A 24,069-nucleotide genomic window follows, 5' to 3' on the forward strand; every position below is an offset into this window, starting at 1 on the left:
ATAAAAAAAACTATCTCATTACGAGATAGCCTCTTGTGCTCTATTAACTCTAACACCATATCTGAAATTTTTACCCCAGTAAACATTTTCCAATGTAGAAATTACAACTCCTTTTGATGTTGAAGCGTTTAAAAATAATGAATTTCCTAAATAAACAGCTGTATGATTTCCACCACCATCTGGTTTGAAATAAACAATATCTCCTGGTTTTAAGTTTTGTCTGCTTACTTGAGTCCCAACCTTTATTTGACTTACAGTATTTCTTGGCAATTCATAATCGAAAGCCTCTCTGTATACTCTTCTAGTGAAAGCTGAACAATCTATTCCATCTGCTGAATCTCCACCAAAAGCATACTTAGTCCCTTTCCAGTGTCTGTAAGACTTTATTAATCTATTTTGAACAGCAACTTGTTTCTTTTGAGATGAATTTCCTCTACTCAAAATCATTTCTTGCTCATCTTTAATTTCTGATAATTTTTTTATAACTAAATCTGAATTAGGCATTGTCTTATCAACCAATCTTGAAATATTCATAACCCTTTCATTATCAATATCTTCTTCTACTTCTCTTCTAACATTATTAATATCTTCAATTCTTCTATTAGAACTTTCACCTAAGTCTATTTCCATAACTTCTGATTTACCTCTTTTTAAATGTGAAGTTTTATCATGTCTACTTTTATTATGATAATCATTATCACCATTACTAAGTGAATTCGCTGCCTCATCATTTGATGTATTTGATTTATTATTTGTTTGCACCCCCGTACAACCAATTGCGAATAGCATACAAAATGTCGTAAAAACTGTTTTCTTTGCCAATTTCTTCTCTCCCTTCTCCAATATTATGTCTCTATTATTAAATTTACAGGCCCGTCACTTTCAGAAATAATTCTCATATATTGCTGAAATTGACCCGTTTGATAATTTATTCCCTTTTCAGATAATTTTAAAAGAAATATATCATAAACTTCTTTTGCTTTTTCAGCAGATGCCGAATTAGTATAGCTCGGTCTTCTCCCTTTTTTCGTGTTTCCATATATTGTAAAATTACTCACTACCAAAAGTTCTCCATTAATATCTTCCAACGACAAATTTAACTTTCCATTTTCGTCATCAAAAATACGTAAATGAATTAATTTATCGATGCAATACTCAATTTCTTTTAAACCGTCTTCATGAGTAATTCCAATATAAGCAACTATTCCTTTTTTTATTTCTGACATAAATTTATCATTAACAAACATTTTTGCTGAATTTACTCTTTGTAGTATTATTTTCATATTAAATTCCTTTATTTTTTTATATAAAACGGTCTAGCTATAATTTTTTCTTTCTTCACCAATTGTAGTCGGTAAACCATGTCCAGGATAAACTTTTATATCCTCATCCATTTTCAATAATTTTCTTAAAGATTTCCAAAGAAACATTTCACTACTAGTTGGTAAATCTGTTCGACCATATGTCCCTCTAAACATTGTATCTCCAGAAATTAAGATTTTTTCATCACTATCAAAATAACAAATATCTCCAATACTATGTCCAGGCGTTTCTATTATTTCAAAATTAAAAATTTTGTCGCCTTCTTTTACCTTAATAACTTCTGCATCATCTGACAATACGAATTTTTGTCCTATCCATACAGAAAGTGACAATTCTGGATCATACAAAAAATCATATCCTCTCTCACTTACATAAATTGGAACTTTTTTATATTCCAACATTTGTGGTATTCCAATAATATGATCAAAATGACCATGTGTCAACAAAATCGCTTTCAAATTTAATTTTTTTTCTTTCAAATATTCAATTAAATTTGTCATATCATTACCACCAGGATCTACAACATAAGTATCGTCATTAACAGTTATCACATAACTATTACTTTGAACTTCAGGATTTACAAAAGTTTTAATCTCCATTTTTTTCTCCTTTCTCTTTGATTATTTCTATAAATTGTATTTTTATTTACTACATATTTCTCGATCTTTAACTTACTTGTTAATATGAACATCCATTTGTGGATACGGTATTTCTATATTTTCTGCATCAAATCGAATTTTTATCTCTTCATTTAATTTCAATTTCAAATTAAAATAATTCTCACTTTTTGTATAAACAAAAATATTAAAATTAACTGATGATTCCCCTAATTCTACAACTCCTATAGTTGGTTCTGGAACTGGTAAAATATAGTGTTCTTTCTCATTATTTCCTTCAACTGATCTCTGATCTTTTCGAAAGATATTTTCTTTAACAATATCATTTAAAACTTCTTTTACTTTTTTAATATCGCTATTATACGAAACTCCGATAATCATATCAAGTCTTCTAACTTTTTCATTAGTCATATTTCTAAGCTCTGTATTTGTAATAATCCCATTTGGAATAATCACAAGCTCATTTTGAGGGGTTTTCATCTTAGTATAAAACATTTCTATACTCTTAACCTCTCCCACATAATTATTATACTCAATCATATCTCCAACTTTAAATGGCTTAAAAGTCAATATTATCAGTCCACCACCAAAATTTCCAATAGTTTCTTTAAATGCAATCCCTAAAACAATTCCAGCTGCACTGAAAAACGTTGTTATCGAAGATGTATTTATACCAAGTATATCAATTAAAACATAAGTTAATACAATGTAATACAATATTGAATAAAGTGACATTAGAAAAGAAGCAACACTTTTATCAATTCGTGATTTATCCAGTATAATCCTTATTACCTTATCTATATGTTTTTTAGCATATTTTGCAATTTTAAAAATTACAATCATTATTACGATTTTAAACGCATTCTCTTTTAAAAAACGAGATAAATTTTCCCATTCTAAAAACTCTTTAAATCCCTTCAAATTTTACTCCTTCTATTTTTATAAATTTTCCAACTCTTCTAAATTGTACGGTGTTTCTTGATATACATAATGATTTATCCAGTTTACAAATAAAAGATTTGCATGTGCTTTCCAATTAAAAATAGGCTTTTTAGTAGGATCATCTTCTGGATAATAGTTGAATGGTACATCTATTTTTTTATTTTGACTTACATCTCTTTCATATTCCTTTGCTAGAGTAAATCGATCATATTCTAAATGTCCTGTTAAGAAAATTTTTCTTTTATCTTTACTTCTAATGATACTAACTCCCGCTTCATCTGATTTAGCCAAAATTTCCAATTCAGGCTCCTTCAAAATATCGTTTTCTTCTATCTTAGTATGTCTTGAGTGTGGCATATTAAAAATTTCATCAAACCCTCTAAACAATTCATTGTTCTCATATTTTTCTTCTAATTTAATAGGAAAAATTCCAAAAATTTTCTTATTCAACTGATATTTTTTGATTCCGTAATGATAATAAAGTCCCGCTTGTGCTCCCCAACAAATGTGTAACACAGAAAACACATGCTTTTTGCTCCATTCCATAATTTTCATTATTTCTTCCCAATAAATAACGTCTTCAAAATCAAGTGTTTCAATCGGTGCTCCTGTAATAATCATTCCATCAAATCTTTCATCTTTTATATCATCAAAAGTTTTATAAAAAGTTTCCATATGTTCTTCTGAAACATTTTTTGATTTATAAGTATCCATTTTTAATAATGTTACTTCGATTTGTAATGGTGTATTGCTTATCAATCTCAACAATTGAGTTTCCGTCTCAATTTTTGTCGGCATCAAGTTTACAATAACAAATTTCAAAGGACGAATATCTTGAGATAATGCTCTACTTTCTTTCATTACGAAAATATTCTCCTTAGCTAAAATATCTACAGCCGGCAAGTTATTTGGTATTTTTATAGGCATTTCATATTCTCCTTTCTTCGTTCTTTGTTAAAACTTATCCATAATATAATACCATAAAACTTTTACTTTTTCCAATATTTTTATAAAAAATTTATAAAATATTTTGGTATATTTTCAAATAAAGTTTAACAAAAAAAGCAAAAATAATATAAAAAATATTTTTTATACTCGTAATTTTTTATACCAAACAAATAAAAACTGCTTCATAAGATTAATTTTCTAAACTTACAAAGCAGTTTTTTATCTGTTTATAATCCAATCATAATTATATGGTTATTCAGCTTAAAATGCTGGTATTAAGTTTTTCTCAGCAATATATTGTTTTACTTTTTCAGAGCTTCTTAATGCTTTCATTAATTTTTGTATTCTAGGGTCATTTTCATTACCTTTTAATACAGTAACAACATTTGCATATGGTGAATCTTTATCTTCAACTAAAATTGCATCTTTTTTCAATGTCAATTTAGCATCTAATGCAAAGTTATTGTTGATAATAGCTGCTGCCACTTCACCTAATCTTGGTGCAATTTGTTCTGCTGATAATTCTACAAATTTAATATTTTTAGGGTTTGATACGATATCTTTTGTTGTTGCTGTTAAGTTTTTATTATCTTTCAATTTAATAACTCCTGCTTTATCCAATAAAATTAATGCTCTTGCACCATTTGTTGGATCATTTGGAATTAAAATAGTATCTCCTGATTTTAATTCATTAACATTTTTAATTTTTTTAGAATAAACTGCTATTGGTTCAATATGAACTGTTCCAACTGACACTAAATCTAAATGTTTTTCTTTAGCAAAGTTTTCCATGTAAGGTACATGTTGAAAGAAGTTTGCATCAATACTTTTATCTCCAACTGCTATATTTGGTTGAATGTAGTCTGTAAATTCAACGATTTCCAAATCTACTCCTTCTTTTTTCAAATCATCTTTTACCAATTTCAAAATTTCTGCATGTGGAACTGGTGATGCTCCAACTTTTAATTTTTGTAATTTTGCTCCTGAATCTGCTTTTGCTGAGGCGTTATTATCTGTTTTAGCTCCACAAGATACTAAAAAGAATAACGCTGCTGTTAATCCTAATAATAGTTTTTTCATATTTTCCTCCTAAATTTAATTATTATTTTTATGTTTTAATTATATCGAATATTTTTTTAATTTTCATTATATTTTGGTTATAAAAATATTTTATATATAAATTATTTTCTCAAAATATAATCTAATGTTATTTACAAAAAATAACAATTTTCAACTATATTTTACTACATTTTATATGAGATCATTTAAAATGTAGGTATTATAACATCTTTATATTTTTCTTGTATAAATTTTTTCACTTTTTCACTTTGCAACGCTTTATACAATTTTTGTACTCTTGGATCATTTTCATTACCTTTTAATACTGCTAGCACATTTGCATATGGCGAATCTTTATCTTCATTTAAAATTCCATTTTGTTTTGGATTTAATCCAGCATCTAACGCAAAGCTACTATTTATAAATGCTGCATCTACTTCTTTATATCTTGGTGCAATTTGATCAGCTGACATTTCCACAAATTTTAAATTTTTCTTATTTTCAACAATATCAGTTAATTTAGTACCAAAATCCTTATTATTTTTAACTTTTATAATTCCTTTTTTATCCATAATTAATAGTGCTCTAGCTAAATTTGTAGGATCATTTGGAACAATTATTGTAGCTCCATTTTTCAATTCATCTACACTTTTAACTTTATCTGAATACATAGATAATGTTGGCAAATATAAAGATCCTACTGCTGTCATCTCAAACCCATTTTTCTTTCCAAAATTTTCCATGTAAGGTTTGTGCTGGAATAAATTTGCATCAACGCTTTTATCCTGCAATGCTTTATCTGGCTGAACATAATCATTAAATTCAACAATTTCCATGTCCACCCCTTCTTTTAACAAATCATCCTTTACTAATTTCAATAATTCACCAGCTGGAATCGGTGTTGCTGCCACTTTTAATTTCTCAACTTTACCATTTTTTCCTGCTTCAGCTGATTTATTATCAGTTTTACCACAAGACAGTAAACATAATGATACTGCCAATCCTAATAACAATTTTTTCATTCTTGTACCTCCTCTAAATTTTATGCTCTTGTTCTCTTATTTGTTATTGTTTTTACTAATAAATCTCCAATAAATTGAACAATTTGAACTAATATGATTATTACTATTGTCGCCTGCCACATTATTTCAGGATTTGATCTTTGATATCCATCAATTACTGCTGAATTTCCAAGACCTCCTCCTCCGATAGCTCCTGCCATTGCTGAATAACCAATCAAGCTAATAATAGTCAATGTCAACCCATGAATTAATGACGGCAATGCTTCTGGAAGCATCACTTTAAATATCATTTGACCTGTTGTCGCTCCCATTGATTTAGAAGCTTCTATTAATCCTGGATTAACTTCTTTTAATGCACCTTCAATTATTCTTGCTACAAATGGCGCAGCTCCTAGTGAAAGTGGTATAATAAACGCTATGCTTCCATAAGACTGTCCAACAACTTTTCTAGATAACGGAATCAATAAAACCATTAAAATTACAAATGGAATAGATCTTGTAATATTTACTAAAATCACATCTAATATTTTGTGCAATGTTTTATTTGGCTTAATCCCTTTAGCTTCCGACGTAACTAGCAATATCCCAATCGGCAACCCAATTATCAATGAAACTACTGTTGCAATTAGTACCATGTAAACCGTTTCCCACAAAGGAATCAGCATATTCTCAAAATGTAAAAACTTTATCCAATCAAATCTCATACTATAAAACCTCCAATTCTACTTTATTTTCTTTTAACCATGCTAAAATTTCTTCCCCTATTTCTTTATTTGTCATAATCTCAATCAATAAATTTCCAACTATAATATTGCTTACTTTATCAATAAATCCACCTAAAATATTTATTTCAACATCAAATTTCTTAATAATTTCTGTTACAAACGCTCTATTAACTTGGTCTTCTGTTAACTTCAATTTTAATGCCAATGTTTCAGTATTTTTACTTCTCTTAAGAAGCTCTTCATCACTTCTAAACTCATCATGCGGAATATTCGCAACGAATTCTTTTGCTAAATCTGATTTAGGATTCAAGAATATTTCTTTTGTTTCTCCCTCTTCAATAATTTTTCCTTCAGACATTATTGTAGCCTTATTACATACTTTTCTAATAACTTCCATTTGATGCGTAATCAAAATAATCGTTATCCCAAATTTTTTGTTAATATCTTTCAATAATTCTAAAATCGAATTTGTAGTTCTCGGATCTAGCGCACTTGTTGCCTCATCCGACAAAAGAATTTGAGGATTATTTGCCAACGCTCTAGCTATTGCCACTCTCTGTTTTTGCCCTCCTGACAACTGTTCTGGATAACTATTTTTCTTATCTAAAAGTCCTACTATTTCCAATAATTCATCAACTCTTTTAGCAATATCCTTTTTCTTCCACCCAGAGATTTCCAAAGGAAACGCAACATTTCCAGCAACATCTCTTGAATTTAACAAATTAAAATGCTGGAAGATCATTCCAGTTTTCTTTCTATACTGTCTCAATTGAACTGGCTTAAATTCCAAAATATTTTTATTTTCAAATGTTTTTTCAGTTATATTTTCATTCTCTTTATTTTTCTTATTCTTATTTTTTTTAGGAACTATTTGATGTCTTACAAAAATCTCTCCAGATGTAGGCTCTTCCAATCTATTCAATAACCTAATCAAAGTTGATTTTCCAGCTCCACTAAGTCCCATAATACCGTAAATATCGCCTTTATCTATCTCTAAATTAATATTATCTACAGCAACTATTTCTCTATCAGTTCCTATATTATATCTTTTATTCAAATTTTTTATAGTAATTAATTTTTCACTCATTTTCCACCTACTACTCTCAAATTATTTTTATTATTTTTTTGAATATTTCAAAAAATTTTAATATCTATTATCATTTAATTTAATTTTCTAATTTTAAACATACCAGATTTGTTCGATAACCAAATAACTAAAACACAATTTTTTATTTCTAGTATTTTTTAATTACCGAACAAATTCTACCTTAATAAATTGTATTTAAAAACTTTTTCACCCTTTGCGAATCAGGATTTTCAAATATTTTTTTTGAATCTCCCTTTTCTAAAATTTCTCCTTTTTCCAATACTACCACTTTATCTGATATTTCTTTTACAAAATTCATTTCGTGACTGACTATTAACATTGTTATCTTATCATTCTTTAATTTTCTTATTATATCTAGAACTTCTTTTACTAATTCAGGATCCAACGCCGAAGTTGGCTCATCAAACAACAAAATATCTGGTCGAAGCGACAGCGCTCTAGCTATTGCCACTCTTTGTTTTTGCCCTCCTGATAATTCGCTCGGAAAATTATCAATTTTATCAATCAATCCTACAACTTCCAAAGTTTCTTCAGCAATTTTATTCGCTTCCTTTTTATCCATCTTTTTAACTAATTCCAAAGTTTTAACTATATTATTTCTCACTGACATATGCGGAAATAAATTAAATGTTTGGAATACCATTCCTGTTTTTAGTAACATTTCTTTTTTTATTTTCTTATCTTTTAAGTTATTTCCTTCAATTAAGATATCACCACTTGTAATTGTTTCTAAATCAATTATACTTCTTAGTATCGTAGATTTTCCACTTCCAGAAGGCCCTATCAATGAAACAACCTCTCCTTTTTTTATTTCTAGATTAATATTATCAAGAACTACATTTTTCCCAAATTGTTTTTTTAAATTTTTTACTTCTATTATTTTCATTGATTTCTCCTAAAGTCTTACTTTATTTCTTTTTTCTAAATTTTTAAAGATTCTATCTATACAAAAGCTTAATATTAAATATATAATAATTGCACAAACATACGGTTTTACATTATAATATGTATTTGCCAATTCCTTTGTTCTCTTCATAACTTCTGTAACCGCCAAAACATATACTAACGATGTATCTTTTATCAAACTGATTGCTTCATTTCCTAAAGTCGGCAACACACGTCTAATTGCTTGTGGCAAAATAATATAAAATGTTTTTTGCCAATAACTATATCCTAAAACTTTTGCAGCTTCATGCTGACCTTTATCAATACTCTCAAATCCACCTCTAATAATTTCAACCAAGTACGCTGTATAATTTATTACAAATGTAATCGTAGCAGCAACATATGGTTCTAGCGTAATTTTATATCCAGCAATAGGTACAAACGGCAACCCATAATAGATAATAAATAACTGCAACATTAACGGTGTCCCTCTAAAAACCCAAGTATAAATTGACACTAACACTTGAATAATTTTATTTTTCCCTGTATAAGCTAATGCTCCTAAAATCCCTAATGGCACTGAAAATAACACTGTTAAAATATACAAAACAATTATATTTGGTAATGTTTTTAATAATTCTATAAATATTTGATACGATGACATATTTTTAATTTCCTTCCTACTATCCTTCTATTTTACTTTATTTCTAACAAATTTTCAATTATTTATTATTTAAACCATTTTGAAGATATTTTATTATATTCTCCAGAGGCTTTTGCTTCATCAATACCTTTATTTATAGCATCAATCAATACTTTATTTCCTTTTTTCGCAGCCACCGCCATTTCTTCTTTACCATAATTTTCATCCAGGATCACATATAATGGCTTTTTACTTTGATCTTCTTTAATTTTTTTAATATATCTAGCAAATGCTTCATCAATTACAATTGCATCAATTCTTTTAGCATCTAAATCCAAAAACGCTTGATCATATTGTGCATATCCTTTAAATTCTTTAAACGCTTTATCTTCTCCAAGTTTTTTAACTTTTTCTTCTCCACTACTTTGAGTTTGCACTCCAACTACTTTTCCTTTTAAATCTGCTTTCGATTTAATATTTGAATCTACTCTTGTTATAATTACTTGGCTATTAGCAAGATAAGGTTTTGACATTTCAGTTTGTTGAGCTCTTTCTGGTGTAATTGTCAATCCATTCCAAATTAAATCAATATTTCCACTGTTCAAGTCCATTATTTTTGAATCCCAGTTTATTGGTTTGAATTCTACTTCCATATTTAATTTTTTCGTCACATATCTAGCTAAGTCTATATCAAATCCTACAAGTTCACCTTTTTCATTTTTGAATCCCATCGGTGCAAATGTATCATCTAATCCAATTACAACTTTTTTAGGAAGTTGACCTTCTGCTGCTTTGCTATCATTTTTCTCTTCTTTTTGAACGCTACACATCATTACGGACAGCGCCAACATCACTAACATTACTAATTTTTTCATTGTTTCTACCTCCACTATTTTAAGACATTTTTTAAAGTTATAAATTTTTCATTTTAGAAAGTTAAAATAAAAAAGCTCCCATTTTTCAATCCTGAGAGCTTCTTTCTTTATCTATATCAAATAAAAAGATTTAACCAGCTACCACAGGCACAATTTCTTACAATTTAAACGTAAGCTTGCACCTCATTTACACAAGTATTAATACAAACTTACAAAAGTCATATGATGATGGTGATAGCACATTAATCCGTTAAATCTTTTCATTTCTTTTCCTCCTAAAATTTATTTTTATAATTTATCTTTATGTAACAATTATAATTTATATTTCGAAAAAAGTCAACACATTGAAATATATAAAATATATAGTCTTTCATTTATAACATAAATATGTTATCAGATTATTACTACAAAACAAGAATTTTTCCTACTTGTAAAAAACAATCTATTTCAATTTTTCGTTTGTTTCCAACATAGCTTTTGCTCCTGTTATAAAATAGTTTATCGCATATGGCAATGCTTTATCATCTATAAGAAAACTTGGATGATGCCACTCATATGGACATCCTGTTCCTATGAATGCGTATAATCCTGGCACTTTCTCTTGATATCTAGCAAAATCATCTCCACCCATCATTATTTCCGGCTCAATAACTTTAGCAAATTTTGATATTTCTTTTTTTAAAATTTCAGCCATTTTTTCGTTATTATCAACTGGCGAACCATCTGAAATCCATTTTATTTCAGCTTCCTGATTAACTGCTGCAGAATAATTTTTTATAATTTGCTCAAACAATTTTTTTGTCTCTTCTCTCACCTTTTCAGAAAAAGTACGAATAGTTCCTTCCAATTTTACTCTATCAGGAATTATATTCCAAGTTTTTCCTGCCTCAATTTTTGTAACACTTACAACTGCTGTTTCAAGTGGCGAAATGTGACGACTTACAATTGACTGCAATCCTGTTATTATTTGGCTTGCTGTAACAATTGGGTCATTTCCATTATGTGGTGCTGCTGCATGAGTCCCAACTCCTCTTATTTCCACTTCAAATTGCTCAACTCCTGCCATAAGCGGACCTTCCTTAATTCCAATAAAACCTACTGGAATATCTGGCTTATTATGAAAACCAATTATACACGAAACACCTTCTAGCACATTTTCTTCTATCATTTTTACAGCACCCGAATTAATTTCTTCTTCAGGCTGAAAAATTAATCTGACTCTCCCTTTTAATTCATCTTCATTTTCCTTCAATAAAATTGCTGCTCCAATCAAAGAAATTGTATGAAAATCATGCCCACAAGCGTGCATTTTCCCTTTTACCTTCGAATGATAAGCCACTCCACTTTCTTCTTCAATCGGCAAAGCATCAATATCCGCTCTCAAAGCCACAACTTTATCTCCTTGCCCAATTTCCGCTACTACTCCATTTTTTAAATTTGTTTCAATAATTTTTATATTATGCTCTTGCAATTTTTCTTTTATAAATTCTGCTGTTGCAAATTCTTCTCCTGACAATTCTGGATTCATATGCAAAAAATGTCTATCATCAATAAGTTTTTTTAAAAATTCTTTTTCTATCTCAATCATATTTTCACTTCCTTTTTTATGGTTTCTAATTTATTTAAATAATCGAAATGTTGAACAGAGTATCTAAATGATAAATAATGGTGCGAGTGACGGGACTTGAACCCGTACGGCTCTAAACCACTACCCCCTCAAGATAGCGTGTCTACCATTCCACCACACTCGCTTTTTAGTTTCTATATAAAAACTCTTAAGTTGTTTTATTTTCAAAATAAAATTTTACATCATTATTTTACAACATTTTTCATCGTTTGTGAACTATTTTTTTAAATTTGAGAAATATAATTTTTATATTCATTGACATTAGGTAGTTTCTTTGGTAGAATTTTATTGGCATAAAATATAGTTATGTACAAATCATTTTTGGAGGTGGATGTTTTGAACGAGGAAGTCCCGAGTAGCGTGCCAGATAATTTGTCAAGAAATTCGATGAATTATTTGGTAAAAATAGAGAATTTTATGAAAAAATTAAGCCAAAAATATATCGAATAAGGGGAATCTCTTCGTAATGTTATTCTTCTTATTCTTTGGTGTAAAAACAAAAAAAGAAAGGAGATAACAATGAAAAACAATACTATTCAAACACTTATAAATGAAAAAAAATACTTTGAAATTAGAAAATATTTGAATGATTTAAATACAATAGAGGTTTCAGAACTTTTAAACCAATTTGAATCCTCAGAACTTATAATGATTTTTAGATTACTTTCTAAAAATAGAGCAGCGGATGTTTTTTCGTATTTGGATACAGAACATCAAGAAATGATTATTAATACTATGACTGACGTGGAAACTAAAAATATTTTTGATGAACTTTATTTTGATGACATTGTTGATATTATTGAAGAAATGCCAGCAAATGTTGTAAAAAAAATATTGAAAAATACTGATACAAAGGACAGACATTTGATAAATCAGTTATTGAAATATCCTGATAATTCGGCAGGAAGTATTATGACGACTGAATATATGGACTTGAAAAAGGATATGAATGTATCACAGGCACTTTCTAAAATTAGAGAAACTATTGAGGATACTGAAAATGTCTATACTTGTTACGTAATTAGCAAAGATAGAAAACTAGAAGGCGTAATTTCTTTAAAAGAATTAATTACAAGTGACGATGATGTTATTCTTGAAAATCTTATGAATCGTAATTTTGTGAGTGTTCATACAAATGACGATCAAGAAGAAGTTGCTGAAATTATCAAAAAATATGATTTAATTGTGCTTCCAGTTACTGATGTGGAAGGTAGACTTTTAGGGATAATTACAATTGATGATGTAATGGACGTTGTGGAACAAGAAGCTACAGAAGATTTTCATAGAATGGCTGGAATTTCTCCTGTGGAAGAATCTTATTTGAAAACAAGTGCTTTCAAAATGGCACGTCAACGAATTAGTTGGCTAATTATTCTTATGATTTCTGCGACATTTACTGGGAGAATTATAAAAAATTATGAAAGTGTCCTTCAATCTGTCGTTATTTTATCTTCATTTATCCCAATGCTTATGGATACTGGGGGAAATGCTGGTGCTCAATCATCTACAATTGTAGTCCGTGCCTTAGCTCTAGGTGAAGTAAAGCCTAAAGATACATTTAAAATATTAAGAAAAGAATTTTGTATCTCGTTTATTGTGGCAGTTGTACTAGCTGCTATTAATTATTTGCGACTTATAACTATGACGAGAACGCCTTTAAATGTGGCTTTAGTCGTTTCAGTCACTCTTATTTTTGTAGTTATGATTTCCAAGATAATTGGTGCATTTTTACCTGTCGTTGCAAAATCTTTAAAAATGGATCCCGCTATTATGGCTGGTCCGTTAATAACAACGATTTTAGATGCTTTAACACTTACAATTTACTTTAAATTTGCAACTATTTTTTTAAGTAATATTATAAAGTAAATTTATAATCAATTATCGAATAAATTTAGACAAATTACAGAAATAAAAGGAGGATGAAAAATGAAAAAACTAATCGTGTCTCTTTTAAAAGAGAAAAAATTTTTTGAAATAAAAAATCAATTAAATGAATTAAATGTAGTAGAAATTTCTGATGTGATAAATCAGTTTGAAGTACCTGAAATTGTAATAATGATTTTTAGACTTCTGAAAAAAGATAAGGCTGCAGACGTGTTTTCGTATTTGGATTCTGATCACCAAGAAATAATTATACACGCTTCTACAGATATCGAAACTCGTGAACTTTTTGATGAATTGTATTTTGATGATATTGTTGATATCATTGAGGAAATGCCTTTTGATATTGTAAAAAAAATATTGAAAAATACTGATAAAAAAGATCGACATTTGATAAATCAGTTGTTAAAATATCCTGATAATTCAGCAGGAAGTATTATGACGACTGAATATGTTGATTTAAGAAAAAATATGAAAGTTTCAGAAGCAATTGAAGAAATTAGAAAAACTGGAAAAGATAAAGAAAATATATATACTTGTTATGTTACGAATGAAAGTGGAAAACTTGAAGGTGTACTTTTGCTTCGAGAACTTATTGCAAAAAAGGATAGTACGCTTGTTAGTGATATTATGAGTACGAATTTCATAAGTGCTAATACAAATGATGATCAAGAAATTGTAGCCGACTTATTTAAAAAATATGATTTGATTGTTATGCCTGTTGTGGACCATGAAAATAAACTTTTGGGGATAATTACAGTTGATGATGTATTGGAAGTTGTAGATCAAGAAATTACAGAAGATTTCCATAAAATAGCTGGGATTACTTCTCCAACTGATGATTCTTACTTGAAAACAAATATTTTTACTATGGCAAAACAGAGAATTGGGTGGCTTGCAGTACTTATGATTTCTGATACAATTTCTGGAAACATTATTCAAGGCTACGAAAGTGTACTCGCTCGATCAATAATTTTAACTGCCTTCATTCCAATGTTAATGTCCACTGGAGGAAATGTTGGTTCACAATCATCAACTGTAGTAATTCGTGCTTTAGCATTAGGTGAAATTTCGCCTAAAAATGCTTTTAAAGTATTAAAGAAAGAATTTTCAATTGGTATTATTGTTTCAATTGTATTAGCATTACTGAATTTTCTGAGATTAATTATGATTGAAAAAATTAATATTCCAGTTGCTTTTACTGTTTCAATAACACTTGTATTTACGATCATTATTTCAAAAATAGTTGGAGCTTTACTTCCACTTTTAGCAAAAATCGTAAAAGCAGATCCTGCTGTTATGGCAACACCTTTGATAACAACAATTTCAGATGCTGTAACACTGGTTATTTATTTTAGTTTTGCAACTACAATTTTGAAACTTTAATTAAAAAAGAAAAAGGGAGAATATAATGGAAATTTTAAAAAATAATGAAACAATAGCTTCTACAAGTTTAGGAAGTGCTGTTTGTGAAACGGTTTTACCTCTAGTTCCACTTCAGCCATTAAAAGATATCGAGAGAAGCATTCAAAAGAAATATCGTTCAGAATTGTGGTCACCTTTTGTTCGAGCGTTGAAGGAATTTGAGATGGTTAAAGATGGCGATAGGATAGCTGTTGCAATTTCTGGAGGAAAAGATAGCTTAGTTTTATCAAAACTTTTTCAAGAGCTAAAAAGAGCTAGTAAAACAAATTTTGAAGTTGTGTTTATCTCGATGAATCCTGGATTTAACGCTATAAACCTACAAAATTTAAAAAATAATTTGAAACATCTGAACATTCCTTGCGAGATTTATGATGATAATATTTTTGAAGTAGCAGAAAAAATTGCAAAAGATTACCCTTGCTACATGTGTGCAAAAATGCGTCGTGGAAGCCTTTACAATAAAGCAACTCAATTAGGATGTAATAAATTGGCACTTGGTCATCACTTTGATGATGTTGTGGAAACTACATTAATGAGCATGTTTTACATGGGAAAATTTGAAACTATGTTACCAAAATTAAAATCTGATAACTATGATATTGAACTAATTAGACCTTTATTTTATGTGGAAGAAAAATCTATTATTAAATGGGTTAGAAATAATGGAATTTTACCAATGAATTGCGGATGTACTGTTGCCGCACAAAAAACTTCTAGTAAAAGACGAGAAACAAAGGAATTAGTAGCACAATTAGTGAAAAATAATCCTGATATCAAAAAACGGATTATCCAGTCTACTCAAAATGTTAATATTGAAAAAGTGCTTGGTTGGAAAAATTCTGCAGGGAAACATTCTTTTTTAGATAATTATTGATTATTTTAAATTTGTGTAAATGTATGAAAAAATAATTACATTTACACAATTTTTTTTATTTTATTTTAGATATTTTTATTATTAAAGTTTGAATAAGAGAGTGTCCAGAATTTTGTGTAAACTTGAAACCTAACTATATGGTACACCTGTTTTTAAATTCTTTTACGGAAATTCTATCATAATTTCTGAATTATAAGAAAATTTTACAATAGCATCTTATAAAATTTTTCTTATAAATGTTTTGGTCCAAATGAATAAGGCAACAAATCATTAATCGACCAAATATTATATTTTCTGTCTTTATTCGCTAAAATTATGATTGTTTCATCATCAGAAAACTCTGAAATTACCTGTCTACACGCTCCACATGGACTTATTGGCTCTGGAGTACCACCTGTTACAACCAAAAATTTAATTTTCTTCATTCCTTGAGTTATTGCTGTTGGAATAACATTTCTCTCAGCACAAATTGTTAATCCATAAGACGCATTTTCAACATTTACACCTTTATGAACATTCCCGTTATCGTCTATCAATAATGCTGCTACTGGAAATTTCGAATATGGAACATACGCTTTTTCTAAAAGTTTATTCGCTTCATCAATATAATTTAATATTTCTTGCTCTGTTAAATTTAGTTTTGTCATGATTTTTCTCCTTTCATATTGGGCCTAATTTTAAAAATTACGACATCTAATTTTTTCAAAAATAATAAGGCTATCTAAAAAATATTTTTACTTTTTAAACAACCTTTTCTAAAAAATTAATTTATTTTAAAATTACAATGAAATCGCTGTTTCTAAAGCAACTACGATCATATCGTTAAATGTAGTTTGTCTTTCTTCAGCTGTTGTTACTTCTGAAGTAATGAACGAATCACTGATTGTTAATAATGTCAAAGCTTTTGCTCCTAATTTGGCAGCTGTTGTGTACAATTGTGCTGTTTCCATTTCTACGCATAAAACTCCGAATTTAGCCCATTTTTTCCATGCTTCAGGGTCGTCTCCATAAAAAGTATCACTTGTAAATACATTTCCAGCTTTTACATTCATTCCTTTTTCTTTTGCAATTTCGTATGCTTTAAATACCATATCAGCATTTGCTGTTGGTGCATAATCGGCTCCATTGAATCTTAATTTGTTAATTGCTGAATCTGTTGAAGCTGACATCGCTATAACTACATCTCTTAATTTTAAATCTTCTTGATAAGAACCTGCAGTACCTATTCTAATTAAGTTTTTTACTCCAAATTCTGAAATTAATTCATGAGAGTAAATACCAATTGAAGGAATTCCCATTCCCGTACCTTGCACTGAAATTCTTTTTCCTTTGTAAGTTCCTGTAAATCCTAACATTCCTCTTACATTGTTATATTGAACTACATCTTCCAAAAAAGTTTCTGCAATATATTTTGCTCTTAACGGATCTCCTGGTAATAATATAGTTTCTGCAATTTGTCCTTTTTCTGCTCCTATATGCGGTGTCGCCATTTTCTTACCTCCTAAATTTTTTTATTTATTTATAACCTCTCATAATGAAAATAATTTAAAATATCATGATTAACATTTAAAATTTATCATTTATGATAATTATCTTTTAAATATCAACTTATTTCTTTTTTACAAGATAATAACTCCTAGTTTTATATCAATTTTATCATACTTCTTCCAATTTTAAAACTATTTTTTATTAAATTTTTCCAAAATATATAAACAAATTATATTTATTAAAAATCCTGGTACAATTTCATAAATTTTTTTACCAAGTCCGCTTTGATTCCAGAAAATTACTGTAATTGTAGCGACAATCATTGAAATCAAAATATTTTTCCAGTTCATTTCTTTTTTGTACAAAATAAATAAAATTACTGGAGAAAATACAGCTCCAAAACCTGCCCATGCATATGAAACTAACGACAATACTTCTGAATTGGGATTCATTGATAACGATGTTGCGATTATAAAAATAATTATAATACAAATTCTTCCAACCCAAATAAGTTCTTTATTCGTTTTTTCTCTTTTAACGATATATTTATAAAAATCTTCAGTCAAGGTATTCGACGCAACTAGCAATTGTGCTGAAATTGTTGACATTATTGCTGATAAAATTGCTGCGTATAAAATACCTGCTAACCAAGGATTGAATAATTTTCCTATCATGTAAATGAAGATTTTTTCTGGATCTTGAACATTTTTGAAAAGAGCAATTCCTGTAATACCAATTGCAATAGAACAAACCAATGAAATTATAACCCATACCATCGCGATTAATCTAGCTTTCCAAAGTTCATTTACACTTTTTATACTCATAAACTTTACAATTATATGTGGCTGTCCAAAATATCCAAGACCCCAACCTAATCCAGAAATAATTACCGGCATGCTAAGTGCTTCTGGATATTTCAACAAGTTAAGTGAAATATGCTTTTGAGTCATTGCAACATCAATAGCACTACTTCCTCCAACTACAAAATATGCTGTAACTGGAACAATTATAATTGCAAAAAACATCAATATTCCTTGAAAGAAATCCGTCCAAACTCCTGCCAAATATCCACCTAAAAACGTATAAAATATTATGGTTCCTCCACCTACTAATACTCCTAATTTATAATCAATTCCCAATAACGATTCAAATAACTTCCCATTTGAAACCAATCCTGATGCCGAGTAAATTGTAAAGAAAAATAAAATTACAATCGCTGAAAAAGTTTTTACGTAACCTTTCGTATCATTTGATTTTTTTGATATAAATGTTGGAATTGTCAATGCTTCATGCTCTTCTGTCTGCATTCTCAATCTTGGTGCTACTATTTTCCAATTTATATAAGTTCCTATTATTAATCCTATTATAACCCAGACTTGCTTTAATCCTGATAAGTAAACGGCTCCTGGCAATCCTAGCAATAACCATCCACTCATATCACTTGCTTGAGCTGACATTGCTGTTACCCAGTAACCTACACCTCTTCCACCTAAAATATATTCCTCATGAGTATCCGTTTTCACATAAAAATATACTCCTATCGCCATTAAAAATAGTAAATATATTCCAAATGTTATAAAAGTTTCTATTCCACCTGTTGTCATTTCTCATCTCCGTTCTTTTTGATTTTAATTTATAACCTATTATATCACATTAACTATTTTTTAGCGATACTACTTTTTCATTTCTCAATTTTTTAAAAAACAATCCTCATATTATACCAAACCGCACCCCCATGAGTCGACTCTGATACTCCTTCATTCACAAACCCAATCTTCCCATAAAACGGAACAAGCCTATCTTTACAAGTCAATACAACACCCTTTCTTCCAGCACTTTTCGCATCTTCCACAACTTTTCTCAAAACCTTCTCAGCATAACCTCTCCGTCTAAATCCTGGAAGCGTATTCACTCCAAAAATCATCTGCCAATCGCCATTTTCATCATGCAAATTAGAATTTTCAAACATTTCATCTGTCAAAATTTCATCATCCGTAGCCATCCCATTTACAAACGAAACAATTTTATCACCCTCATTTTCCAAAATCCAAAAAAAATCTGGATAAACTTCCAATCTCCCACGAAAACTCTCTTCAGTTGCCGCTTCCGCAGATGGAAAACACTCTGCCTCAATTCTTGTCAATTCTTCTAAATCATTAATTGTTGCTTTTCTAATTTTCATTTTTTATTTTTCCTTTTCTAATTTTTTATAAATTTTCAAAATTAAGAGAATACAAATTTTTGTATAATAAAACAATTGATTTATTTAGATGATTTACAGTTTTTAAAAAAATTGAATACTCTCAAAACTAATAAAAATAATCTTTTTTTTACTTTCTAGAACAATTAGAATAAACAATATTCCTGTTTCTAAAAAAATTTCAACTTATGAAATTCCAAATAATTCCTGACATTCTTTATCATGTATTATATTTTGAGCTTACACAAAATTATGGATTCTCTCCTAATCAAAAACAACCTTCCATTCATCCCTATTTCTATTCGCCTCAAAGCACATTTTTATTTGCTCAGCTGTAATTTTCTTTGTTTCCAGTTCAGGCAATTCATTAATCCCAAAATATCTGCTGTCAATAGTTTCAATGTTTTTCTCAAATTTTCCACTCAAATATTCACACAAAACAAAAACTTTTGTTATGCCATACGGTATCTTTTTACCTTGATTTTTTGTAACATCAAGCAAAGCTATAATCATCTCAGCACTAGCCTCAATCCCAGCTTCTTCCTTAACTTCCTTCAACACATTTTCCTTCACAGAAAGATAAACATCTGCCCATCCACCTGGCAATGCCCATTTTCCATTACTTTCCTGAATCAAAAGAATTTTATCATCTTCAAAAATCACGCCTCTCACATCAATCTTAGGCGTCTGATATCCAACTTCATTACAAAATAAATCCTTTACCTTTTCTATCGAAATCTCAGTTTTGTGTGCCACCATTTCTGCCGAAATCTCTCTAATTCTCTCAAACCGCTCAATATCAAATTTATCTTTTCCATAAGCAAGTCCTGCTTGTGCTAGACTTTGAAGTTCAATTGCCCAGTCTAGCCATTTTTGTTCTTCTTCTTTATTTTCTTCTTCATTTTTATTCATAATTATCACCTACTGTTTTAAAGTTATTAATTAATTGCTATTTTTCAAATTTTTTATAAATATCTAATTTATTTACTAAAAACTTTCACTTTCTTTCCATAAAATGCTATTCCAATCTTTAAAATATTTTTTATTCCTCTAGCCTTTAATCTCGTGTCATATTTTTTCTCATCAATCTGTTTTAGAGCTTCTTCTGCCTTTAAAGTCATCCTATTTTCCGTTTTAGAAATTTTAAATTCCATCAAATATGCTTTTTCATTACTTTTTATCGGAATCATTGCAAGATCATATCTTCCATATCCACTCTCATTATTTGAAATAATCTCATATTTTCCCATCAAAAATCCTACAAGACCTATCATAAACACTTGATAAATTTTCTCCATTTCACTATCCAAATCAAAATGACTAAGCATATTTACCATTATTTCACCTAATGTCTTTTCAAATTTCTTAATATCTCTATTTTCCAATGCTTTTATCAAAATACTTGTTTTCAATTCTGTTCCAAAAAATCTATTTAAAAACATATTTCCAAAATATTTTCTAATTTCCTTATTCGGAATTTTTAAATTATAAATATTTGTATATTCTAAAGTTTCATCAATTTCAATTTGCTCTTTCGCCTTCGTCAAATATCCGCTATACAAAAACAATTGCCATATTTCATCATCATTACTCAGAAGACTTTTTATCGTTGTCCCATCTGAAATATACTTTTCAATACTTTCTCCATCAGTAAATCGCTTTAAATCTGTATAAACATCTTCTCCCGCTTGATCTAACATATTTTCTAAAAGTGTATTTCCAGAAACATTTGCCCAATATGCTTTTATTTCTCCATTATCGACATAATTTATGATTGACCAAGGATTATAAACTCTTTTATCTCCAAAAATATATCCATTATACCATTCTTTAACTTCTTCAATTTTATATTTCATTTCAAAATAATCAAGCATTTTAATTACTTCGTTTTCAAGAAGTCCAAAATACTCTGAATATTTTTTATTTAAAATAGTATCTACCTTCAAATTATTTAATCCAGAAAAAATCCCTTCCTTTATAATCCGAGTTATCCCAGTCAAAATCCCATATTTCAAAGAATCATTAGTTTTTAATGCCGAGCTATAAAATACTTGAAAAAAATTTATTGCTTCATTGTAATAACCTTTATCAAAAGCATTAATTATTGGTGCATCATATTCGTCTATTAAAATTATTACTTTTTTTCCATAATACTTATAAATATAATTTGATAATAATTTTAAAGCAGTTTCATAATCACCTTTTTCCTCTTCATAAAATATTTTATCAAATTTTATTTTATCTCGCTTATTCATTATTTCTCTCATATCTTCAAATTCAGCATACAAATCAGAAATAAAAGATTTTAAATTTTCAAAAGTATCTTCCCAAGTATCCGCCCTTAAATCCTTCAACGAAACAAAAATAACAGGATATTTCCCTTGCTCTCTCATATATTCGCTGCCAAATATTTTCAATCCTTCAAAAAGTTTCCTATTCTCATCTTTATTTCTTACATCAAAAAAATACTTAATCATCGACATATTAAGCGTTTTTCCAAATCTTCTCGGTCTTGTAAAAAGTGTCACAGCAGCTCTATTTACAAGAATATCTTCTATTAATATTGACTTATCTACATAATAATAATTATCTTTTATTATATCTTCAAAATTTTCAATTCCTATTGGTATTGCTTTTTTTCCCATAAAATCCCCCCTTTTTAAATTCTAAAATCTATTTTTTATTTTATTCTATCACATAACTAACCGCAAGCCATGTTTGAATTTCATTCTCCAAATTCATATTTCCTAAAAAAGAAACTCCAAAACAAAACTCTTGACTCGCCGTCTCTTTAAAAATTACAATTTCAATTCCATTTTTCAAATACTTAACATCAAAATCATTATTATTCCCGTCAACTTCTACCATAGATAATCCAGAAACCGTTCCAATTGTTAGTTTTCCTTTATTAATTTCAAAAGAAATTGCTTCCAATCTTTCTCCAGTTTCGACATAAGCTTCATATTCAAAATTTGTTTCTAAAATACATTTTAAGAAATGTTTACTTGTTTTATCAACTTTTTCCTTTTTAAATTCATACTTTAATGAATATGTTTCAGTTTTCAAAAAAGATTTAGAATTTTGAATTTTAGAAAAATTAAACTCAACTTCTTTTTTATCTAAAAACATTTGTATATTTCCAAAAGGTGTTTTCAACAATAATTTCTCGTTTCATATAATTTCTAACCTCAATTAACCCACATTTACCTATTTCCTAGTCTTCCAAAATCTCTTTTGCAAAACTTCCTTCTTTTTCAGTCCCCAATAAAATTTCCTCAACAGTTGCCGCAATATCAGCAAAAGTTTTTCTAGTTCCAATATTTACATTCTTTTTAACATTTTTTCCGTAAATCAATATTGGAATGTACTCTCTTGTGTGGTCAGTTCCTTTATAAGTAGGGTCATTTCCGTGATCGGCAGTGATAATCAAGATTTCATCATCTTTCAAGTTCTTTTCGATTTCAGGCAACCAATTGTCAAATTCAATCAAAGCATTCACATAACCTTCCACATTTCTTCTATGCCCATAAACTGCATCAAAGTCAACCAAGTTAGTAAAAATTAAACCTTTTGTGTCTTCTTTCAATGCCACAATTGTTTTCTTAATTCCATCTAAATTATCTTGATTAGCTTTTCTATTGTCTGTAATTCCTTTTCCATTGAACAAGTCGCTCGTTTTTCCAATTCCAACTACATCAAGTCCAGCTTTTTCCAATCTTTCAAGCATTGTTTCTTTTGGCGGATCAATCGAAAAGTCGTGTCTGTTTGCAGTTCTTTTAAATTCTCCAACTTTTTTACCAACATAAGGTCTTGCAATTACCCTTGCCACAGGCGATTTTTCATTACAAATTTCAAGTGCAATTTCACACGCTTTGTAAAGTTCTTCTAATGGTATAATTTCTTCATTCGCAGCAATTTGAAACACAGGATCTGCCGAACCGTAAACTATCCAATTTCCAGTTTTAATTTGTTCTTCTCCATATTGGTCAATCGCTACAGTCCCTGAAATTGGCTTATTCAACATAGCTTTTCTTCCAGTTTTTTCTTCAAATTCCTTTATAACTTCATCTGAAAATCCATTTTGATAGTTTGGAAACGGTCTTTCCAATGACACACCAGCAATTTCCCAATGTCCAGTCGTAGAATCTTTCCCATGCGACACCTCAATCGCTCTTCCATAGGCCCCTTCAGCACTTTCCACAGCTGGAGTCCCTTCAATCTCAGTAATATTTCCAAGTCCTAATTTACCCATATTAGGCAAACTCATTCCACCATGAGCTTTCGCCATATTCCCTAAAGTATTTGACCCACAGTCATCAAACAAATTCGCATCAGGCAATTCTCCTGCTCCAACACTATCTAAAACTATTATTGTTATTCTTTCTATCTTTTTCATTTTCTTATCTTCCTTTCTTTTTTATTTAATT

The 24,069-nt window shown here is 29.0% G+C and carries 24 protein-coding genes and 1 tRNA gene; 3 read left to right on the plus strand and 22 right to left on the minus strand.

Going from position 1 to position 24,069, the window contains the following annotated elements:
* Nucleotides 1-18 precede the first annotated feature (18 nt).
* From J4863_RS05270 to J4863_RS05335, 14 genes are all read right to left on the minus strand, one after another.
* Complete coding sequence (locus tag J4863_RS05270; protein ID WP_211617755.1) at nt 19-822, minus strand: NlpC/P60 family protein; 804 nt, start codon at nt 820-822, stop codon at nt 19-21.
* A gap of 23 nt (nt 823-845) precedes the next feature.
* On the minus strand, nt 846-1,283 hold the full coding sequence (dtd, locus tag J4863_RS05275) for a D-aminoacyl-tRNA deacylase (RefSeq protein WP_211617756.1): 438 nt from the start codon (nt 1,281-1,283) through the stop codon (nt 846-848).
* 33 nt (nt 1,284-1,316) lie between these two features.
* Nucleotides 1,317-1,922, minus strand: a complete 606-nt coding sequence (locus J4863_RS05280; RefSeq protein ID WP_211617757.1) for an MBL fold metallo-hydrolase — start codon at nt 1,920-1,922, stop codon at nt 1,317-1,319.
* Between the two features lie 72 nt (nt 1,923-1,994).
* Nucleotides 1,995-2,861, minus strand: coding sequence for a mechanosensitive ion channel family protein (locus J4863_RS05285; RefSeq protein ID WP_211617758.1), 867 nt, complete (start codon nt 2,859-2,861; stop codon nt 1,995-1,997).
* 18 nt (nt 2,862-2,879) lie between these two features.
* Nucleotides 2,880-3,809 carry a homoserine O-succinyltransferase gene (metA, locus tag J4863_RS05290; protein WP_211617759.1) on the minus strand — a complete coding sequence of 310 codons (930 nt, stop codon included), beginning with the start codon at nt 3,807-3,809 and terminating at the stop codon, nt 2,880-2,882.
* Between the two features lie 282 nt (nt 3,810-4,091).
* Nucleotides 4,092-4,910: a MetQ/NlpA family ABC transporter substrate-binding protein gene (locus J4863_RS05295; RefSeq protein ID WP_211617760.1), complete on the minus strand. Its 819-nt coding sequence runs from the start codon at nt 4,908-4,910 to the stop codon at nt 4,092-4,094.
* 185 nt (nt 4,911-5,095) lie between these two features.
* Nucleotides 5,096-5,911 carry a MetQ/NlpA family ABC transporter substrate-binding protein gene (locus J4863_RS05300; RefSeq protein ID WP_211617761.1) on the minus strand — a complete coding sequence of 272 codons (816 nt, stop codon included), beginning with the start codon at nt 5,909-5,911 and terminating at the stop codon, nt 5,096-5,098.
* 20 nt (nt 5,912-5,931) lie between these two features.
* The gene (locus tag J4863_RS05305) at nt 5,932-6,615 is read right to left on the minus strand and encodes a methionine ABC transporter permease (protein ID WP_211617762.1); all 684 of its coding nucleotides are present in this window, start codon (nt 6,613-6,615) and stop codon (nt 5,932-5,934) included.
* A 1-nt stretch (nt 6,616) separates the two neighbouring features.
* Nucleotides 6,617-7,723, minus strand: a complete 1,107-nt coding sequence (locus tag J4863_RS05310; protein WP_211617763.1) for a methionine ABC transporter ATP-binding protein — start codon at nt 7,721-7,723, stop codon at nt 6,617-6,619.
* 181 nt (nt 7,724-7,904) lie between these two features.
* Complete coding sequence (locus J4863_RS05315) at nt 7,905-8,624, minus strand: amino acid ABC transporter ATP-binding protein (protein ID WP_211619324.1); 720 nt, start codon at nt 8,622-8,624, stop codon at nt 7,905-7,907.
* 15 nt (nt 8,625-8,639) lie between these two features.
* Nucleotides 8,640-9,293, minus strand: coding sequence for an amino acid ABC transporter permease (locus tag J4863_RS05320; RefSeq protein ID WP_211617764.1), 654 nt, complete (start codon nt 9,291-9,293; stop codon nt 8,640-8,642).
* 65 nt (nt 9,294-9,358) lie between these two features.
* Nucleotides 9,359-10,147, minus strand: a complete 789-nt coding sequence (locus tag J4863_RS05325) for an amino acid ABC transporter substrate-binding protein (protein ID WP_211617765.1) — start codon at nt 10,145-10,147, stop codon at nt 9,359-9,361.
* A gap of 442 nt (nt 10,148-10,589) precedes the next feature.
* Nucleotides 10,590-11,735, minus strand: coding sequence for an amidohydrolase (locus tag J4863_RS05330; RefSeq protein WP_211617766.1), 1,146 nt, complete (start codon nt 11,733-11,735; stop codon nt 10,590-10,592).
* A 78-nt stretch (nt 11,736-11,813) separates the two neighbouring features.
* Nucleotides 11,814-11,898, minus strand: a tRNA-Leu gene (locus J4863_RS05335).
* 395 nt (nt 11,899-12,293) lie between these two features.
* On the opposite strand from J4863_RS05335, the gene mgtE (J4863_RS05340) reads away from it, so the two are divergent.
* Genes mgtE (J4863_RS05340) through J4863_RS05350 form a run of 3 tightly spaced genes read left to right on the plus strand, consistent with a single transcriptional unit; the run spans nt 12,294 to nt 15,954 of the window.
* Nucleotides 12,294-13,640: a magnesium transporter gene (gene mgtE / locus J4863_RS05340; RefSeq protein ID WP_211617767.1), complete on the plus strand. Its 1,347-nt coding sequence runs from the start codon at nt 12,294-12,296 to the stop codon at nt 13,638-13,640.
* 60 nt (nt 13,641-13,700) lie between these two features.
* Nucleotides 13,701-15,041 (plus strand): magnesium transporter, encoded by a 1,341-nt coding sequence (gene mgtE, locus J4863_RS05345; protein ID WP_211617768.1) that lies wholly within the window; start codon nt 13,701-13,703, stop codon nt 15,039-15,041.
* Between the two features lie 25 nt (nt 15,042-15,066).
* Nucleotides 15,067-15,954 carry an ATP-binding protein gene (locus J4863_RS05350; RefSeq protein WP_211617769.1) on the plus strand — a complete coding sequence of 296 codons (888 nt, stop codon included), beginning with the start codon at nt 15,067-15,069 and terminating at the stop codon, nt 15,952-15,954.
* A 230-nt stretch (nt 15,955-16,184) separates the two neighbouring features.
* On the opposite strand, the gene cdd is transcribed toward J4863_RS05350, so the two are convergent.
* The 8 genes from cdd to J4863_RS05390 form a co-directional block, all read right to left on the minus strand.
* Complete coding sequence (gene cdd, locus J4863_RS05355; RefSeq protein WP_211617770.1) at nt 16,185-16,601, minus strand: cytidine deaminase; 417 nt, start codon at nt 16,599-16,601, stop codon at nt 16,185-16,187.
* Between the two features lie 132 nt (nt 16,602-16,733).
* Nucleotides 16,734-17,444, minus strand: a complete 711-nt coding sequence (deoD, locus tag J4863_RS05360) for a purine-nucleoside phosphorylase (RefSeq protein WP_211617771.1) — start codon at nt 17,442-17,444, stop codon at nt 16,734-16,736.
* A 189-nt stretch (nt 17,445-17,633) separates the two neighbouring features.
* Nucleotides 17,634-19,046, minus strand: coding sequence for a sodium/proline symporter PutP (gene putP / locus J4863_RS05365; protein WP_211617772.1), 1,413 nt, complete (start codon nt 19,044-19,046; stop codon nt 17,634-17,636).
* A 92-nt stretch (nt 19,047-19,138) separates the two neighbouring features.
* Nucleotides 19,139-19,624, minus strand: a complete 486-nt coding sequence (locus J4863_RS05370; RefSeq protein WP_211617773.1) for a GNAT family N-acetyltransferase — start codon at nt 19,622-19,624, stop codon at nt 19,139-19,141.
* A 282-nt stretch (nt 19,625-19,906) separates the two neighbouring features.
* A complete protein-coding gene (locus J4863_RS05375; RefSeq protein ID WP_211617774.1) occupies nt 19,907-20,554 on the minus strand; it encodes an NUDIX hydrolase N-terminal domain-containing protein in 648 nt (215 codons plus the stop codon).
* Nucleotides 20,555-20,622: 68 nt separating this feature from the next.
* The gene (locus J4863_RS05380; RefSeq protein WP_211617775.1) at nt 20,623-22,287 is read right to left on the minus strand and encodes an AAA family ATPase; all 1,665 of its coding nucleotides are present in this window, start codon (nt 22,285-22,287) and stop codon (nt 20,623-20,625) included.
* Nucleotides 22,288-22,327: 40 nt separating this feature from the next.
* Nucleotides 22,328-22,771, minus strand: a complete 444-nt coding sequence (locus J4863_RS05385) for a hypothetical protein (RefSeq protein ID WP_249111476.1) — start codon at nt 22,769-22,771, stop codon at nt 22,328-22,330.
* A gap of 85 nt (nt 22,772-22,856) precedes the next feature.
* The gene (locus tag J4863_RS05390; protein WP_211617777.1) at nt 22,857-24,038 is read right to left on the minus strand and encodes a phosphopentomutase; all 1,182 of its coding nucleotides are present in this window, start codon (nt 24,036-24,038) and stop codon (nt 22,857-22,859) included.
* Nucleotides 24,039-24,069: the final 31 nt, after the last annotated feature.

The sequence above is a fragment of the Leptotrichia sp. oral taxon 221 genome (genome assembly GCF_018128245.1).
Taxonomy (GTDB): domain Bacteria; phylum Fusobacteriota; class Fusobacteriia; order Fusobacteriales; family Leptotrichiaceae; genus JABCPH02.